The sequence below is a fragment of the Marinobacter shunpengi genome, from assembly GCF_045449695.1.
Lineage (GTDB): Bacteria > Pseudomonadota > Gammaproteobacteria > Pseudomonadales > Oleiphilaceae > Marinobacter.
Genome location: NZ_JBJJKZ010000020.1, coordinates 1 through 17724, shown reverse-complemented (window position 1 = coordinate 17724; position 17724 = coordinate 1). Strand labels below are relative to the sequence as shown.

Annotated in this window: 12 protein-coding genes; 9 read left to right on the top strand and 3 right to left on the bottom strand. The window is 60.5% G+C overall.

Annotated elements, in window-relative coordinates; all coding sequences use genetic code 11:
- Positions 1–432: 432 nt before the first annotated feature.
- On the bottom strand, positions 433–1368 hold the full coding sequence (ssp4, locus tag ACJO2E_RS17500; protein ID WP_406965558.1) for an Ssp4 family T6SS effector: 936 nt from the start codon (positions 1366–1368) through the stop codon (positions 433–435).
- Positions 1369–1750: 382 nt separating this feature from the next.
- Between ssp4 and ACJO2E_RS17495 the strand changes: the two genes are divergently transcribed.
- From ACJO2E_RS17495 to ACJO2E_RS17485, 3 genes are all read left to right on the top strand, one after another.
- Positions 1751–1999, top strand: a complete 249-nt coding sequence (locus ACJO2E_RS17495; protein WP_406965556.1) for a helix-turn-helix domain-containing protein — start codon at positions 1751–1753, stop codon at positions 1997–1999.
- Between the two features lie 3 nt (positions 2000–2002).
- Positions 2003–3304: a type II toxin-antitoxin system HipA family toxin gene (locus tag ACJO2E_RS17490; protein ID WP_406965555.1), complete on the top strand. Its 1302-nt coding sequence runs from the start codon at positions 2003–2005 to the stop codon at positions 3302–3304.
- A 225-nt stretch (positions 3305–3529) separates the two neighbouring features.
- Positions 3530–4417: an SDR family NAD(P)-dependent oxidoreductase gene (locus tag ACJO2E_RS17485; protein WP_406965553.1), complete on the top strand. Its 888-nt coding sequence runs from the start codon at positions 3530–3532 to the stop codon at positions 4415–4417.
- Positions 4418–4475: 58 nt separating this feature from the next.
- On the opposite strand, the gene ACJO2E_RS17480 is transcribed toward ACJO2E_RS17485, so the two are convergent.
- Both ACJO2E_RS17480 and ACJO2E_RS17475 read right to left on the bottom strand, forming a co-directional pair.
- Positions 4476–5915, bottom strand: coding sequence for a TrkH family potassium uptake protein (locus ACJO2E_RS17480; RefSeq protein ID WP_406965552.1), 1440 nt, complete (start codon positions 5913–5915; stop codon positions 4476–4478).
- 9 nt (positions 5916–5924) lie between these two features.
- The gene (locus tag ACJO2E_RS17475) at positions 5925–6545 is read right to left on the bottom strand and encodes a TetR/AcrR family transcriptional regulator (RefSeq protein ID WP_406965550.1); all 621 of its coding nucleotides are present in this window, start codon (positions 6543–6545) and stop codon (positions 5925–5927) included.
- Between the two features lie 133 nt (positions 6546–6678).
- Between ACJO2E_RS17475 and ACJO2E_RS17470 the strand changes: the two genes are divergently transcribed.
- The 6 genes from ACJO2E_RS17470 (at position 6679) to ACJO2E_RS17445 (ending at position 17600) form a co-directional block, all read left to right on the top strand.
- Positions 6679–9897 (top strand): bifunctional cytochrome P450/NADPH--P450 reductase, encoded by a 3219-nt coding sequence (locus tag ACJO2E_RS17470; RefSeq protein WP_406965549.1) that lies wholly within the window; start codon positions 6679–6681, stop codon positions 9895–9897.
- A 348-nt stretch (positions 9898–10245) separates the two neighbouring features.
- Positions 10246–11691 carry a YfcC family protein gene (locus ACJO2E_RS17465; protein WP_406965548.1) on the top strand — a complete coding sequence of 482 codons (1446 nt, stop codon included), beginning with the start codon at positions 10246–10248 and terminating at the stop codon, positions 11689–11691.
- Positions 11692–11725: 34 nt separating this feature from the next.
- Positions 11726–12955: an arginine deiminase gene (locus ACJO2E_RS17460; protein ID WP_406965547.1), complete on the top strand. Its 1230-nt coding sequence runs from the start codon at positions 11726–11728 to the stop codon at positions 12953–12955.
- A gap of 18 nt (positions 12956–12973) precedes the next feature.
- Positions 12974–13975: an ornithine carbamoyltransferase gene (locus ACJO2E_RS17455; protein WP_406965545.1), complete on the top strand. Its 1002-nt coding sequence runs from the start codon at positions 12974–12976 to the stop codon at positions 13973–13975.
- A 15-nt stretch (positions 13976–13990) separates the two neighbouring features.
- Positions 13991–14896 (top strand): carbamate kinase, encoded by a 906-nt coding sequence (gene arcC, locus ACJO2E_RS17450; protein WP_406965543.1) that lies wholly within the window; start codon positions 13991–13993, stop codon positions 14894–14896.
- A gap of 19 nt (positions 14897–14915) precedes the next feature.
- A complete protein-coding gene (locus tag ACJO2E_RS17445; RefSeq protein WP_406965542.1) occupies positions 14916–17600 on the top strand; it encodes a cation-translocating P-type ATPase in 2685 nt (894 codons plus the stop codon).
- The last annotated feature ends 124 nt before the right edge of the window (positions 17601–17724 follow it).

Here is a 17724-nt window from a genome sequence, read left to right as displayed (position 1 = left end):
GCCAAATTTGATAGAAATGAGCCCTGAGGTTTTCCAGGGCCTTTGATCGATACCCCCAAAGCCCGAGCGCACCAGAAACCAGGCCCAGGAGTCCTCCACTGTATATGTCGTCGAGTCCACTAAAATACGACCATAGTAAAGTGATTGACGTTAGCGAAATACAGAAAAGCAAGAGCACGGACATATACGTCAGCGGCCATTTCGCACCCCGAGTCAACTTAAAGTTGGGGTGAACGACAACAAGTACACCGACAATGAACATCATTACAACCAACTTCGACAAAAGGTCGCTGTTGATTTGCTGTCCAAAAACCAGAATTGCCAACGCAAATGCTGATACAAGTGAAATAACGGAGCAAACAATAGATAGAATAAACCTGACGCTCCCCGGCGGCAGAAGCGTCCGGAATAACCCCGGTCGATCAGAGCTCATCAATCGTATTCCCTGTATATTCCAATCATCACTTGTGACAAAACACCCGAAGTAGCGCTCCCCGTTAGCGACAGCATGCCTGACAATGACTCTTTAATTTTTACCAAGGCGGCCCTAGAAATATCCGTACTGCTGTACCGCTTGGGCAGCAAACCATACCTTTGCGCATGTTTCCTCATTTTTGCCGAAATACCAGGTTGATTCATCTCAATGAGCTCTTCCGTGAGGCGCTTCCGCTGGTTACGGTTAAGTCTCTTATAGAGGATATCTCTCAACGAATGCTGTTGTGACCGTAGCCTCATCACCAGCTTTACAGTAATCGCCCCGCTAGTCACCGCCCCGCCAACCGAAACCACATCAAGAGCGGTTTGTGTATATTGGTACCATTCTTGGTTGTCAAACTCATCAAGGGCCTCCGGGTTTGCGTGTTCGGCCCATGATCGCGCTATGCCATTCCCGCACTGCGCCGTTCCAGCAGCCGCCGCCGAGTAGCTGATTACGGTCACGGCCGTGCTGGTACCCCCAGTAACCGGGACTGCCCCGGTTGAAACGATGACTGCCGCCCAACCAAGGATGGCCGCACCACAAGAAAGTCCCGCGTTCAAGAGTTCCTTGGCCAGCTTTGACTCTCTTTTGCCTGCTTTAATGTCACCTATCACTTCCGCTGTTGGCCTGGCACTAATGGGCTCAACAAGGACAACTTTTACCGGTTTAACCTGACAAATGGGTTCAAATTCCCTGAGAGTTACCATTGTCCCTCTGGCATCGATATAGACAACACCCGCCCCGCTCAACTCGAAATCCGAGTCAATCGCCTTGAAAAGCTTGTTCAGATCTACGTGGGTTTCCAATCGCCTTTTTAACTGGCTCTGAAAATAGGGGTTCTGAAAGGGAGAGACAAAAGGTTGTGCGTAGAGAGGTAGTGAAGCAGACATGTCGCATCCTTGTGTAGTTGAAAACTTGATGCTCGTCCAGTGGCATCGACCGAAAGACTACCCAATTTCCTTCTCACCGGTCAACGTACTCATTTCCTAACAGAGACTCAGGACGAAGAGAGGCTGTCTACACCGGCATCACCCGGACCGCCGCTGGTTCAGCCTGATTGCCGGGGATGAGACAGTTCTGAAGGAGGGTGTGGCACAACAGGTAGTGCGGGCGTCCGGATTGGCGGAGCGGTTGTGGGAGTGAGCAGTCCAGGTCGGCCCTATGTTTCCCCCCCTACAGGGGATAGAATCGAACTTACCCTCCACAGAGGATAAACTTTACTTTACCCCCTGCAGGGGATAACCTTATCTTTATCCGCTATAGGGGGTAAACATGAAGATTACATCGCCGGACCTGCTGGCCCAGGTCCTGAAGAATGCCAGAATAGACCATCAACTCAGTCAGCAATCCGTGGCCGAGCTGGTTGGCATCAAACAGAACACCGTATCCAGTTTCGAGAATCATCCGGAGAAGAGCAGGGTAGAGACCCTGTTCCGATTGCTGTCTGCCCTCAACCTCGAATTGAGTATTACCGAGCGTAACAAATCGCCCCAGGGCACCGGCTGGGAACAGGAGTGGTAGCGAATGTCGAGTCTCACCGTTGCCATGAACGGCATGGAGGTTGGCCGCCTGACGCTGGAAAGGTCTGGCGCCATGACCTTTCAATATCATCCGGATTGGGTGGAGCAGCCCGGCGCCCGGGCTATTTCCCTGTCATTGCCGTTATCTTCCAAACCGTATAAGGGCGAGCGGGTATACAACTTTTTCGACAATCTGTTGCCGGATTCCGAAGCCATTCGGGCCCGTATGCAGGCTCGGTTCCAGACGCCCACTAGCCATCCTTTCGACCTGCTGGCCAGCGTTGGTCGTGACTGCATTGGCGCGATCCAGCTCTATCCCGAAAACCAGGCAGTGCCTGACGTGAGAACTGTATCAGCCGAGCCGGTGAATGACCTGGAGATTGAGTATCTACTGGGGAGCTATCAGGCCGCACCTCTGGGAATGGAGAGGGACCACGATTTCCGCATCTCCCTGGCCGGTGCCCAGGAAAAAACAGCGCTGCTGTGGCACAACGAGCAGTGGCACCGCCCTACCGGCAGTACGCCAACCAGCCATATCTTCAAGTTGCCCATCGGCTACCTGGAACACAGTAATATCGACCTGCGGGAAAGCAGTGAGAACGAGTGGCTATGCCTCCAGTTACTCGCCGCCTTCGGTTTACCGACAGCCAGGGCCAACCTGGCACAGTTTGGCCGGCAGACCGTCCTGATCGTGGATCGCTTTGACCGACGGTGGTCTGCCGACGGTTCATGGTTGGTACGTTTGCCGCAGGAGGACTTTTGTCAGGCCCTTGGCATTGCACCAGCGCTCAAGTATGAAAGCGAAGGCGGCCCGGGGATTCGTGACGGCATGGAACTCCTGTTGGGCTCCCAGCAAGCCGGCGATGACCGGGCGCATTTTTTCAAGACCCAGATCCTGTTCTGGCTACTGGCGGCTATCGATGGCCACGCCAAGAACTTCAGCCTGTTTATCGAACCCGGTTCAGCCTATCGCATGACGCCCCTCTACGACGTAATCTCCGCCTATCCGTTAATGGCCCAAGGCAGTCTGCCGGCCAACAGGGCCAAAATGGCCATGTCCCTCAAAGGAAAAAGCCGCCATTACCATTGGGCTCGTATCCAGCCGCGGCATTTCCTGAGCACGGCCCAACAGGTGGGCTTTTCCCGGGCACGGGCGACCTCGCTGATCCAGGAGGTCATCGAGCAGTCGGAACCGGCTATTCAGGCCGTTGAAAGCCGGTTATCGGTTGGCTTTCCCTCGGCGATCAGCCATAGCATCCTTGAGGGCATTCGCCGACAGGTCGCCTTGCTCGCCGAAACCACTTAATGATTGTCGCAGGCACCTGCCGGGCATCATCCTGATCTCAGATAGAGCGCTTGCCGTCGCCCTGCCAACTCCCCCTTTCCAGGCAATATGGCGTCGAGCTGTGGAACGGCACCAGTTTGTTCCCATGCGGCTGTGATCACCGGATAGGGCAGCAGACAAACTTCCTCTGTATACTCTCTCTTCTCTCGGAAACCCGAAAAACACAACATTGCAGGAGACTCCGATATGACCATCCAACTAACCGACCAGGTAGCCATCGTCACCGGTGCCGGCGGTGGCCTGGGCCGCTGTCATGCCCTTGCCCTGGCGGCCCGTGGCGCCAAAGTTGTCGTCAATGACCTGGGCGCCGAGCCCGCGGAAGCCGTGGCCGAGGAAATCCGTGGCGCTGGCGGCGAGGCCATCAGCCACGCCTGTTCCGTGTCGGACTTTGCGGCGGTGGAAAGCATGGTCAGCAAGGTAATGGACCAGTGGGGCCGGATCGACATTCTGGTGAACAACGCAGGTATCCTGCGGGACAAGACCTTTGCCAAGATGGAACTGGACGACTTCTCCACCGTACTGGACGTGCACCTGATGGGGTCCGTCAATTGCACCAAGGCAGTGTGGGAAATCATGCGCAACCAGCAGTATGGTCGCATCGTGATGACCACCTCGTCCTCCGGCCTGTTCGGTAACTTTGGCCAGTCCAACTACGGTGCCGCCAAGCTGGCGCTGGTGGGCTTCATGCAGACGCTGGCCCTGGAAGGCCAGAAGTACAATATCCGCGTAAACTCCCTGGCACCCACCGCCGCCACCCAGATGACCGAAGGCCTGATGCCCCAGGAAGTGCTGGACAAGCTGAAGCCGGAAACCGTGTCCCCGGGGGTAGTCTTCCTGTGCTCCGAGGATGCGCCGACCCGCACCATCCTGGCTGCCGGCGCCGGTTCCTTTGAAACCGCTCACATCACCCTGACCAAGGGTGTCTACATCGGCGATGGCGAGGATGCGGCAGACCAGATCGCCGCCCGTTTTGCCGAGATTTCCGACCGCACCGGCGACCAGGTGCCCGGCATGGGCGGTGCCCAGGGCCAGCAGGAAATCACCAATCTGATGGAAGCCCACAACAAGGGCTGATCCTGCCAGTGGCCATCGTCGCTCCAGGGCGGCGGTGGCCCCGTTCCAATCGACCCGCCTATCCCCGCCAGAAGTGGGGCGAGAACATCACGAACACCGACAGCAGTTCCAGACGCCCCAGCAGCATGGCGGCCATCAGCACCCACTTGGCGGCATCCGGCAGGGTCTGGAAATTCCCCGACGGGCCGATGACCGTGCCCAGCCCGGGCCCCACATTCGCCAGTGCCGTGGCCGCGCCGGTCAGGCTGGTCACCAGATCCAGGCCCAGCAGGGCCAGTATCGCCGCCACCACCGCCAGGGTCGCCAGGAAGATGAACGAAAAGGCGACGCTGGACGACACGATCTCATTGCTGATCAAACGTCCGTTGTAGTGCCGGGCAATCACCGCGTTGGGGTGCAACAGTCGTATGACCTGCTCCCGCAGCAGCAACATGGACAACTGGAAGCGGAACATCTTCATGCCCCCGCTGGTGGACCCGGAACAGCCCCCGACGAAGGTCAGGAAGAAGAAGATCACCACCACGAAGGGCCCCCAAAGGGAATAGTCCTGGGACGCATACCCGGTGGTGGTGACCACCGAGGTGACGTTGAACAGGGCATGCACAAAGGCGTCCACGGGAAAGGCGTTCTCGTTGTAGACCCGGTACAGGGTGATCACCAGTGCCACGCCCACCAGCACCTTGAGGAAGAAACGAACCTGCTGGTCCCGGAATAACGGCTGGGCGTGTCCGTTCAGCAACCGCACGAAGAGGAAGAAGGGCACCGCGCCCAGCATCATGAAAATCGATGAGGCGAACAGTATCGACAACTGGTCGTACTGCCCCATGGAGCTGTCCGAGGTGGAGTAGCCCCCGGTGGATACGGTGGTCAGGGCATGGTTGACGGCGTTGAAAAAATCCATCCCCAGTACCCAGTAAACCAGCGCACAGGCCAGGGTCAGCATCAGGTAGCTGAACACCAGCCCCTTCGCCAGCCGCCCGGTGCGGGGCACGGCCTTCTCGGTCCACTCGGAGGACTCGGTGGCAAACAGTCGCATGCCCCCGATCCTCAGGAACGGCAGTATCGCCACGGCCATGCCAATGATGCCGATGCCCCCCATCCACTGCATGATCGACCGCCACAGCAGGATGTCCGCCGGCAGGGTATCCAGCCCGGTGAGCACCGTTGAGCCGGTGGTGGTGACGCCGGAAATGCTCTCAAAGAAAGCGTCGGTGATCGACAGTTTCATGTCACTCAGCAACAGCGGCAGACTGGAGAACAGGGGGATCACCACCCACGCAGAGACCGTCAGGAAGAACATCTGCCGCTGCTTCAGATGGTGCGAGCGTGTCCCGGTCGTGAGAAAACACGCCAGGCCGACACCAAAGGTCAGCGACGCGGATTTCACGAACGCCAGCCAGTCTGGCGTTTCCGCCAGGGCCAGCAGGTTGACGGGCAGGGTCATCAGGAAGCTGAGCAGGATTAACAGGAACCCCAGTATCTGGACCACGGGTAACATGATTTTCCGTCAGTCCTCCTTGGGGTGCCTGCGACTCACCAGGTATTCGATACCCGCGAGCATCATCTCGATACTGAACTCTGCGTCCGCGTCCGTCGTGCCATGGGATGGATGGCTCTCGGTTTCCGGCTCGCCATAGAGTGGCCGCAGCCGCAAACCATTGGCCGACACATTGGCCATGCCGATGCCGTAAGTATACAGCGCGCTGGTGGCCCCTGGCATATCCGAATCGGCAACCCCTGCCTTCTGCAGCGCGCGCCGGATGTAATGGAAGATTTCCCGCTCCCGCTCGGTGCCATAGGAGCTGGTGATCATGGCGGGAAAGATGCCCGGGTATCGCCGTGCCAGGTGGTGAAAGCCCTTGCCCAGTTGCCGCAGCGCCTCCTTCCAGTCCGCCGGCATGGGATCCGGCAGCGGCAGCTCTTCCTGCACGGTCTGGAACACCCCCTGCAGCAACGCCTGCTTGTTTTCCACGTGATGGTAGATGGACATGGCGTCCACCCCCAGCGCCCCGGCCAGCTTGCGCATGCTCAGGTCGTCCACGCCGTTTTCCTCAATCAGCCCCAGTGCGGTGCGGTAGATGCGCTCCGGACTGAGGGGCTGACGTCTGACCAGTGCCTGTCGTGCCATTGACTGTCCTGTGATGGATCACTGAGTGCCGGGTATAAGCCGCCAATAATGCCCTGAAAAGCGACCATTGACCAACCTTACAGTGTAGGGTAGCGTTTTATCCACCCTGCACTGTAAGGCAATAACAACGATCATGAGCGACCACAGCGGCACCCCCGACACCATCACTCCGGCGAGCGGACTCCAGCCACTGCCCCACCCGCCGCGATGGCCCCTGGTGGGCAACCTGCTGCAGATCCCCAAGTCCCGCATGGCCCAGTACTTTCTGGAGGTGTCGCGGGACTTTGACGGCATCTTCGAGATGGACTTCGCGGGAGTTCGCATTCCTTTCGCCTTCTCGGCGGATCTGGTGGAGGAATTGTGCGACGAAACCCGGTTCCGCAAGGTCATCCGCCCGCCCCTGTCACTGCTTCGCGATGTGGTCGGCGATGGCCTGTTCACCGCAAAAAGTGACGAGGCGCCCTGGGGCAAGGCCCATCGCATCCTGATGCCCGCCTTCAGCCAGCGGGCCATGAAGGGCTATTTCGATGCCATGGCCGACGTGGCAGGCCAGTTGTGCGACTACTGGGCAGCTCACGAAGGGGAAGATCTGCTGGTGGCGGACGACATGACCCGGCTGACCCTGGACACCATCTCCCTGGCCGGGTTCGACTACCGTTTCAATTCCTTCGAGTCCCGGGAACTGCACCCCTTCCTGGGGGCCATGGTGCGGGTGCTGGCGGCCAACATGGCCAAGCTTACCCAGATCCCCGTCCTGGAACGCCTGCGCAAGGACCCGCCGGACTACCTGGCAGACATCGACACCATGAACAACCTGGTGGACGAGGTGATCCGCCAGCGCCGGGAAAACCCCACCGACAGCAACGACCTGCTTAACCTGATGCTGACCGCCGAAGACCCGGAGACCGGCGAACGCCTGGACGACCTCAACATCCGCCAACAGGTGCTGACCTTCCTGGTGGCGGGCCACGAGACCACCAGCGGTCTGCTCAGCTTCACCCTCTACTTCCTGCTGCGCAATCCCCATGTACTGGCCCAGGCCTACGCGGAAGTGGACCGGGTGCTGCCCGGCGACACCGTGCCGGACTACCGCAACCTGGCAAAGCTGGACGTGATCGAACGGGTGCTCAAGGAAACCCTGCGCCTATGGCCCACTGCCCCGGCGTTCCTGGTGGCGCCATACCAGGATGAAATTATCGGTGGCCGCTACCGCATCCCCCGCAACCAGGGCATCTCCGTGCACCTGCCGTCGCTGCACCGGGATCCGAAGGTGTGGAGCAATCCGGACGTGTTCGATATCGACCGTTTCCTGCCGGAGAACGAGGCCAGGATCCATCCCCACGGCTACAAGCCATTCGGCAATGGCGAGCGGGCCTGTATCGGTCGCCAGTTCGCCCTCACTGAGGCCAAGTTGGCGGTGGCCATGATCCTGCAACGCTTCGCCCTGAGCGATCCCCACGACTACCGCCTGGACATCAAGGAAACCCTGACCCTCAAGCCGGATAACTTCTACCTGCGGGTGCGTCGACGCAAACCCTATGAGCGGTTGGCCACCACTCCGGTCGCCGACAGTAGCGATAAACGGACAGAGCCCGAAACCAGCGGCGTCCAGGGCCAGGGGAAAGTTTTCACCGTAGCCTGGGGCACCAGCCTGGGCACGGCCCGGGATATTGCCGAGGAACTGGCCAGCCGCGCCTCCAGCCTGGACTTCGACACCCGCTGCGTTCCCCTGGATGACCTGGCCAACGACCTGCCGGACACCGGCATCCTGGTGGTGGTGACCGCCACCTACAACGGCTACGCGCCAGACAGCGCCAGGGCGTTCGAAGCCCTGCTGGACGAACAGGGTCTTGATAACATCGAGCGCCCCGGCCTGCGCTTTGCCGTGCTTGGCTGCGGCAACTCCCAATGGGTGAACTACCAGGCCTTCCCCCAACGCATGGACGAAGCCCTGGCGGACACCGGCGCGGAGCGTCTGCTGGAGCGGGGCGCCGCCGATGGCAATGGCGATTTCGAAGGCGCGGTGGAAGACTGGCTCAGCGACTTCTGGCAGACCCTGGGAGAGACCAGTGGCAACAGCCCCGCCATCAAACCGCCCCTGCGGATGGTGGATCACCAGGCCACACGCACACAGGTCCTGCCGGCCAGTGCCCGCCCCCTGACGGTGCGACGTAACCGGGAACTGGTCACGGACGCCAGTGATCTTCCGGATTTCACCGGTAGCCGCTCCCATGCCTCCACCCGGGAGATCACCCTGGCCCTGCCCGAGGGCACGCACTACCGGACCGGCGACCACCTGGCGATCTACCCGGCCAACCACGACCCCCTGATCCAGCGGGCCTGCAACCTGCTGGGAGCACACCCAACGGACCTGGTCACCATCGACAGCAACGGCGCCCCCGCCCACCTGCCCGCTGGTGCCACCCTGAGTGTTGGCCAGCTACTGCGCCACTTCCTGGAGCTACAGGAACCCGCCAGCCGCCGCGACCTGCGCGCACTGGCGGAACACAGCCCCTGCCCCCATACCCGCCGGACCCTGGAGGAACTGGCCGACGACAGCGACCAGTATCACCGGGACATACTGGAACCCAGGCTGTCAGTGCTGGACCTGCTGGAACGCCATCCCGCCATCCAGCTACCGCTGGAGATCCACGCGGCCCTGTGCCCACCCCTGCGGCCCAGGTTCTACTCCATATCATCCAGCCCCCTGGCCCATCCGGACGAGGTCATCCTGACCGTGGGCACCGTACAGGCCCCGGCCTGGTCCGGTCTCGGGGAATACCGGGGCGTGGCCACCAACTACCTGCGGGCACTGGAAGAGGGGGACCAGGTACTGGCCTACGTGCGGACACCCTCACCCGCCTTTGCGCCCCCGGCCGACCCGCAGCAGCCGATGATCCTGATAGGGGCCGGCACCGGCATCGCCCCCTTCCGGGGCTTCCTGGAAGAGCGAGCACAACAGGCGGCCAAGGACCAGACAGTGGCCACCAGCCTGCTGTTCCACGGCTGCCGGCACCCGGACCATGACCTGCTCTATGCGGACGAACTGGCAAACTGGCAACAGCAGGGCATCGTCACCCTGCTCACCGCCTGCTCCGCCCGGGCAGGCCACCCACACCGATACGTGCAGGACGCCCTGTGGCAGGCCCGGGGCCAGATCTGGCAACAACTGGAAGCCGGCACCCCGATCTACGTCTGCGGCGACGGCAGCCGCATGGCCCCGGCAGTGCGGGACTGCCTGATCCGCATCTGCGAAGACCAGCGCGGATGCTCCCGGGAGGAAGCCTCCCAATGGCTACAGACCCTGATGCAGGAAGGCCGATACCACCAGGATATCTTTGGGAGCCATTAGTAAGCATCCGGAAGTGCCCGGGGCCGTGGCTTCCATCGGTATGAAAAAGGCAGACCTTTTGCGCTGACCAACAACCTGACCTGTTTGCCTGCCGAATTGTTGTCAGTCACCGGCCCCACTCTGTAACCAGCGTTTTCGGCGAACAATGTTACCAACGCTTCGCAACTTCGAAATCGCCGCGAAGCTCTGTGTTAACAAAGGGGACGTTGGTAGGTTAACGGTGGACTCTACGGTGCCCCGGATATTTCAGTCGGTTTGATATTTGTCAGTTCCCCCGCTCTTGAGGGGAGCTACACTTGCGATGCGTGAAGATCGCATCAGCGAGCTACTATGGACAGGAGAAGCTCCATGACCGACGAAAAGCCCTCCTCATCGAACCCCGAAGACGATCTGGCAACACGATTCCCCACGGCGTATACCATTTTATTTCTGCTCATCATTCTGGTTGCAGCACTCACCTGGATTATTCCCGCAGGGCAGTACGAGCGCTCCATGAATGAAGAGGTCGGGCGTGAAGTAGCAGTGCCTGGTACCTATCAGACCGTCGAGCCCAACCCACAGGGATTTGTAGACGTAATGCTGGCGCCCACGGCAGGCTTCTATGACCCCGACAGCTATGTGGCCAACGCCATTGATGTGGCCCTTTTTGTGCTGTTCCTTGGTGGCTTCCTGGGCGTGATGAACGCCACCGGCTCGATCGACACGGGCATTCGTAGCGCCATGCACCGGCTTGAAGGGCGTGAGATATGGATGATCCCGATACTGATGACCCTGTTCGCGCTGGGCGGCACGACTTACGGCATGGCAGAGGAAACCCTGGCGTTCTACGCCATTCTCATTCCGGTCATCATTTCGGCGGGTTACGACGTCGTGACCGCGGTCGCCATCATTCTGGTGGGTGCCGGTATCGGGGTGATGGGTTCCACCATCAATCCGTTTGCAACGGTTATTGCCGCGAATGCCGCCGATATTCCATTTACTGACGGCATTGTGTTGAGATTTGTACTTCTTATCGGGGGGCTCGTCATTTGTGCCGCCTACGTGATGCGCTATGCCCAGCGGGTCAAGGCGGATCCGTCCCGCTCGGTGGTCGCGAAGCAGAGAGATGCCCATCGCAGGCTCTTCCTCCAGGGCCATGATGAGCTGGAGAACTTTGACCTCACAGGCACCCAGAAAATTGCCCTGATCATCTTTGCCCTTACCTTCATCGTGATGATCTGGGGCGTATCGTCCCAGGGCTGGTGGATGGCCCAGATGGGCTCGCTCTTCTTTGGGGCCGCCATCGTGATTGGCCTTATAGCCCGGCTGGGCGAGAAAAAGCTGACCGGCAGCTTTGTTGACGGTGCCCGTGACCTGCTCGGTGTCGCCCTGGTGGTGGGCCTGGCCCGGGGCATTGTGGTGATTATGGAGCAAGGCATGATTGCCGACTCCATCCTGTACAGTGCCGAAACCACCCTGGGTGGATTATCGGAACTGGCATTTATTAACCTGATCTTCTGGATTGAAGTGGGCATGAGTTTCTTTGTGCCGTCCTCATCCGGCCTGGCTGTGCTGTCCATGCCAATCCTTGCCCCACTGGCGGACTTTACCAATGTGGGGCGGGATCTGGTGGTCACCGCTTACCAGTCCGCCAACGGGCTGGTGAACCTGATCAACCCCACCTTCGCCGTTGTAGTTGGCGGCCTTGCCATCGGTCGAGTCTCCTATGACCGCTGGCTGGTGTTTATCTGGCCGCTGTTGCTGATCCTGACAGTGTTCATCACGGTGGTGATCAGTATCGGCGCGTTTCTGTAACCCTTTTGAAACCCAAGGCAAAGGAGTATGCAACATGGCTGAGTACACACTTGGTGTTCACTCCGAAACCGGCACCCTGAGGCAGGTGATTGTCTGCCGCCCCGGGCTGGCCCACCGGAGGCTGACCCCGACCAATTGCGATGCACTACTGTTTGACGATGTGTTCTGGGTCAAGCAGGCCCAGAAAGACCACGACGTATTCGCCGAGCTTATGCGTGCCCGGGGTGTGGAGGTGCTGGATGTCAACGAACTGCTGGCCGACACCCTGGACATCCCCGAGGCACGGGCCTGGATTCTGGACAACCGCATTACCTGGAACCATATCGGCGTGGGCATGGTCTCCGACCTTCGCGCCTGGATGGACGAGCTTCCAAGCGAGCCCCTCGCCCAGTTCCTGATCGGCGGCCTGGAAGTGGGCGACCTGCCGTTCGACCCGTACGGCCTGTTTGGAAACCACCTGGGACCCCACGGATTCGTGCTGCCGCCGCTGCCGAATTTCCTGTTCACCCGGGACAACAGCGCCTGGATCTATGGTGGTGTCACCCTGAACCCCATGTACTGGGCCGCACGCAAACCGGAAACACTGCTAACGAGCGCAATCTACCAGTTCCACCCGGCGTTCGCCGGCAAGGTCAATGTGCATTGGGGTGACCCCCTCAAAGACCATGCCCTGGCAACCCTGGAAGGGGGTGACATTATGCCGGTAGGTAATGGGGCCGTGCTTGTTGGAATGGGGGAACGATCATCACCACAGGCGATCGGCCAACTGGCCAAAACCCTCTTTGCCGACGGTGTCGCCAACCGGGTGATTGCCTGCCAGATCCCCAAGACCCGTTCCGCCATGCACCTGGATACCGTGTTTACCTTCTGTGGTGGCAATGTGGTGACCACCTTCAAGGAGGTAGCCGACCAGATGGTGTGCTACGACCTTCGCCCCGGCAGTGACGGCAAGCACCTCTCATTCCACCAGGACCCCCGGCCGCTGTTTGATGTGGTTGCGGAGGTACTGGGTTACCCCTCACTGGAGGTGGTTGCCACCGGCGGCGACACCCCCGCCGAGCGGGAACGGGAGCAGTGGAACGATGGCAATAACGTACTGGCCCTGAGCCCGGGCGTGGTTATTGGTTACGACCGCAATGACGACACCAACGCCGCCCTGGAAGCCGCCGGCATCGAAGTACTTGCCATTCCCGGCGCAGAACTGGGCCGTGGTCGGGGCGGTGGACGCTGTATGAGTTGCCCGACCATACGAGACGCCGTTTAACAAGGAAGGAGCAGAACCATGGCTTTCAATCTCAAGAACCGGCATTTCCTGACCCTGAGGGATTTCACTCCCCGGGAGATCAGCTTTCTACTCAAGCTGTCCGCCGACCTGAAAACCGCCAAGTACGCCGGCACCGAAGTACCACAATTGCAGGGCAAGGACATCGCACTGATCTTCGAAAAGAACTCCACCCGAACCCGGGTAGGTTTTGAAGTGGCTGCGTTTGACCAGGGAGCCCGGGTCACCTATCTGGGCCCGACGGGCACACACATCGGTCACAAGGAATCGGTAAAGGACACCGCCCGGGTTCTGGGCCGTGTTTACGATGCCATCGAATACCGGGGATTTGGCCAGGCGGTCGTCGAGGAACTTGCGCAGTACGCCGGCGTGCCCATTTACAACGGGCTGACCAATGAATTTCACCCTACCCAGATACTGGCGGACTTCCTGACCATGCAGGAAAACGTGGAAAAACCCCTGCGGGACGTGGCATTTGTGTTCATCGGGGACGCCGCCAATAACATGGGTGACAGCCTGCTGATCGGCGGCGCCAAGATGGGCATGGACGTGCGCCTGTGCGCCCCCAAGGCCTGTTGGCCAAGCGAGGCCATACAGAAGGAAGCCCGGGCCATCGCCAATGACACCGGCGCACGGATCATGATCACGGAGGACATCGATACCGCCGTGGCGGGTGTGGATTTTGTCTACACTGATGTTTGGGTATCCATGGGCGAACCCAAGGAGAAGTGGGCGGAGCGGATCAAGCTATTGCAGCCCTATCAGGTCAATGCCGCCCTGATGGAGAAAACCGGCAACCCCCGGGCTAGGTTCATGCATTGCCTGCCAGCCTTCCACAATACCGAAACCACCGTGGGCAGGGAGATTCAGACAGAGTTCGGTATTGATGCCATGGAAGTCACCGAAGAGGTCTTTGAAAGCCCCGCCTCCATTGTGTTTGATCAGGCGGAAAACCGGATGCACACCATCAAGGCGGTGCTCGTTGCCACTCTGGGAACCTGACACAGGGAGTTCAATATGCTTGTGGTCGCAGCCCTCGGAGGCAATGCCCTGTTGCGGCGCGGTGAACCGCTGACCGCCGGGGCCCAACGCGCCAACGTCAAGATTGCCGCGGAATCACTGGCAGGCATCGTTCGTGCCGGCCATCAACTGGTGATCACCCACGGCAACGGCCCACAGGTAGGTCTGTTGGCGCTGCAGGGCGCCGCCTACAAGCCGGACGAAACCTATCCGCTGGACGTACTGGGTGCCGAAACGGAAGGCATGATCGGCTATATCATCGAACAGGAACTGGAAAACGCCCTGGGCCATGACCGCCCTGTGGCAACCCTGCTAACCCAGGTGCTGGTGGACAAGGACGATCCTGCTTTCAAAAATCCCACAAAGTTTGTCGGGCCGGTTTACGACAGGGAAGAGGCCGAGGCCATGGCCGAAGCCGCCGGCTGGCATATAGCCCCGGATGGCGACAAGTGGCGGCGGGTAGTGCCCTCACCCAGGCCCCTGAAAATTCCGGACATGCGGGTGCTCCAGCTGCTGCTGGATCAGGGCGTGGTGGTGATCTGCGCCGGAGGCGGCGGCATACCCGTTCTTCGCCGGGACGACGGCAGCACCATCGGCGTTGAAGCCGTAATCGACAAGGATGCGGCCAGCGCGCTGCTGGCCCGACAGCTGGGAGCAGACGCCCTGTTGCTGCTCACCGACGTGGAGGCCATCTACCGTGATTTCGGCACGGACGCCGCCGCCCCCATTCGCCAACTGACCATTGCCGAAGCGGACACCCTGAACCTGCCGGCAGGCTCCATGGGGCCCAAGCTCGCCGCTGCTGCGGATTTTGCCGAAAGCGGCGGTATCAGTGGCATTGGCCGACTGGAGGATGCGGTGGCAATCCTTGAACGGCGTGCAGGCACCTGCATTGTCAGCTAAACCATTGCCCGCGGAATCCATGGAACAGCATTGGTATACCCTGGACACCTGCCACGCCAGGGCACAGCTGGAAGCAACGGCTCCCCTGAGCGCAGAGGAAGCGGCCTCGCGGCTCGCCGCCCATGGCCCCAATCGCCTGCCGGAAGAGCGATCCAGCGGTGCTCTGGCAAGGCTCGGTCGCCAGCTCCGCAATTTCCTGATTTATGTTCTCCTGGCCGCCGCCGCCATCACCGGTGCGCTGGGCCATTGGGTGGACGCCGGCGTGATCCTCGCAGTGGTGGTCATCCAGACACTGGTGGGCTTTATACAGGAGGGCAAGGCCGAACAGTCGTTGTCTGCCATCCGGCACATGCTGGCACCCAAGGCCCGCGTGGTCCGTGAGGATGGCCAGTATCAGATTGATGCCGCTGACCTGGTGCCCGGGGATACCATCCTGCTGGAACCCGGAGACCGTGTACCGGCGGATATCCGCCTGGAGAAGTGCCACAACCTGAAGATCGAAGAAGCCATTCTGACGGGTGAATCCGAGGCGGTGGAGAAATCCCCGGAACCGGTTGAAAAAGACGCTGCATTGGGTGACCGGAAAGGCATGGCGTTTTCCGGCACCATGGTATCCACGGGAACCGGTCGTGGCCTGGTGGTTCACACCGGAGCGGCGACAGAGATCGGCCGTATCTCCGGCCTGCTGGCCCGGACCACCGCCCTGAAAACGCCGCTGCTGGAACAGATGGACCGTTTCGCCCGGGTGCTTTCAATCATCGTGATCGTTGCCGGAGCGGCCATCTTCGCTGGTGGCCTGGTGTTCAGCGGCCTGCCCTTCCGGGACCTGTTCATGGCCGTGGTTGGCCTGACGGTGGCGGCGATTCCCGAAGGGCTGCCCGCGATACTGACCATTACACTGGCCATCGGCGTGCGCCAGATGGCACGGCGCCAGGCCGTTGTCCGGCGGATGCCCGTTATCGAGTCTCTGGGGGCGGTCTCCGTTATCTGCTCCGACAAGACCGGCACCCTCACCCGTAATGAAATGATGGTGACCACCGCCGTGCAGGGCCATCGACGGCTGGGTGTGACCGGCGAGGGCTATGAGCTGGAGGGCATGGTGCGCCAGGATAACCAGCCGGCCGAGGTTACCGGGGCGCTGGAGGATCTGGCCCGCGCCGCCGCCCTATGCAACGACGCCCATCTTGATTTTCGCGAAGGCTCACCACACATCCAGGGAGACCCGATGGAAGCCGCCCTGAAGGTGTTTGCCCACAAGGCGGCGTTCGATATCGAAGCCAGTGCCAGCGCCTGGCCCCGCGAGGATGAGATCCCCTTCGACACCCAGACCCGATTTATGGCCACACTGAACCATGATCACCATGGCCATAGTGTGGTGTACCTCAAGGGCGCCCCTGAGCGCATCCTGGACATGTGCAAAGCAGAGTGTGCGGCGGATGGCACTACCGCCGTACTGGACCGAGACCGGTGGGATCAGGTGATTGCTGACCTGGCATCGGAGGGCCTGAGGGTACTTGCCCTGGCCCGCAAATCAGTACCCCGTGGCACCACGGACCTGGCGGTGGAAGACCTGGATGCAGGCGTGGAACTGTTGGGTCTGGTGGGGTTGCTGGACCCACCCCGCCAGGAAGCCATCCGGGCCATTTCGGACTGCCATGATGCGGGTATCCGCGTGAAAATGATCACCGGCGACCATGCCCTGACCGCAGGTGCCATTGCCCGCAAGCTGGGGCTGCGGAACAGCGAGCGGGTGTTAACCGGGAAGGAACTGGATGGCCTGAGCGCCGAAGAGTTGCAACAACTGGCGACCGACGTGGACGTGTTCGCCCGCACCAGCCCGGAACACAAGCTGCGACTGGTGGAGGCCCTGCAGGCGCAACACGGGGTTGTTGCCATGACCGGCGACGGTGTCAACGACGCACCAGCGCTGAAGCGTGCCGACGTTGGCATCGCTATGGGCGTCAAGGGATCTGAAGCCGCGCGGGAGGCATCATCGGTAGTGTTACTGGACGATAATTTTGCCAGCATCGCTGCTGCCGTTCGCGAGGGACGCACCGTCTACACCAACCTCAAAAAGGGCATCGCGTTCATGTTGCCTATTAACGGCGGCGAGTCCATCAGCCTTATTACCGCTTTGCTGCTGGGGCTGACACTGCCCATTTCGGCGCTGCAGATTCTCTGGGTCAACATGGTCAGTTCCGTTGTGCTGGCCATGACCCTGGCCTTCGAACCGCCGGAACCGGATGTCATGAAGCAGCCGCCCCGGCCCAGGGAGCAATCCCTGTTGCAGGGATTCCTGGTCTGGCGGGTGTTTTTTGTATCGCTCCTCTTCCTGGTGGGTATCTTCGCAGCCTGGTTCTGGGCCATGCACCTGCATGGTGACCAGAGCGTGGCGCGCACTCTGGCCGTCAACACCCTGGTGGCCATGGAAGTGTTCTACCTGTTTGCCGTGCGCTACCTGGATACACCGTCCATCACCCTTCGCGGTGTACTGGGAACACCGGTGGTACTAGGGGCAGTGGCGGCCATTGTGGCCCTGCAACTGCTGTTTACCTACCTGCCATGGTTCCATGACACCTTTGAATCCAGCCCGCTGTCCCTGGAAATGCTGGTCTTCGCCGGTCTTGCCGGGGTGGTCGTGCTGGTGATCCTGGAGATCGAAACCCGGATTCGCAGGGGCTGGGCCCGAAGCCGCCTGGGCTAGTGTCCCGTCCGGGTAATTCGTTAATCTACTGCGTGTCGCTGGCGTCTCTGGCCGAGGCGCCAGTCCGCAGGTGTGGTGGTTCCACATCAAGGGCTGGCAACACAGGTCCAGAGGCGCCAGCGAC

Excerpts from the sequence above, each read along its gene's own strand:
- ssp4 (WP_406965558.1), bottom strand. The coding sequence starts at position 1,368 with ATGTCTGCTTCACTACCTCTCTACGCACAACCTTTTGTCTCTCCCTTT.
- ACJO2E_RS17495 (WP_406965556.1), top strand. The coding sequence starts at position 1,751 with ATGAAGATTACATCGCCGGACCTGCTGGCCCAGGTCCTGAAGAATGCC.
- ACJO2E_RS17490 (WP_406965555.1), top strand. The coding sequence starts at position 2,003 with ATGTCGAGTCTCACCGTTGCCATGAACGGCATGGAGGTTGGCCGCCTG.
- ACJO2E_RS17485 (WP_406965553.1), top strand. The coding sequence starts at position 3,530 with ATGACCATCCAACTAACCGACCAGGTAGCCATCGTCACCGGTGCCGGC.
- ACJO2E_RS17480 (WP_406965552.1), bottom strand. The coding sequence starts at position 5,915 with ATGTTACCCGTGGTCCAGATACTGGGGTTCCTGTTAATCCTGCTCAGC.
- ACJO2E_RS17475 (WP_406965550.1), bottom strand. The coding sequence starts at position 6,545 with ATGGCACGACAGGCACTGGTCAGACGTCAGCCCCTCAGTCCGGAGCGC.
- ACJO2E_RS17470 (WP_406965549.1), top strand. The coding sequence starts at position 6,679 with ATGAGCGACCACAGCGGCACCCCCGACACCATCACTCCGGCGAGCGGA.
- ACJO2E_RS17465 (WP_406965548.1), top strand. The coding sequence starts at position 10,246 with ATGACCGACGAAAAGCCCTCCTCATCGAACCCCGAAGACGATCTGGCA.
- ACJO2E_RS17460 (WP_406965547.1), top strand. The coding sequence starts at position 11,726 with ATGGCTGAGTACACACTTGGTGTTCACTCCGAAACCGGCACCCTGAGG.
- ACJO2E_RS17455 (WP_406965545.1), top strand. The coding sequence starts at position 12,974 with ATGGCTTTCAATCTCAAGAACCGGCATTTCCTGACCCTGAGGGATTTC.
- arcC (WP_406965543.1), top strand. The coding sequence starts at position 13,991 with ATGCTTGTGGTCGCAGCCCTCGGAGGCAATGCCCTGTTGCGGCGCGGT.
- ACJO2E_RS17445 (WP_406965542.1), top strand. The coding sequence starts at position 14,916 with ATGGAACAGCATTGGTATACCCTGGACACCTGCCACGCCAGGGCACAG.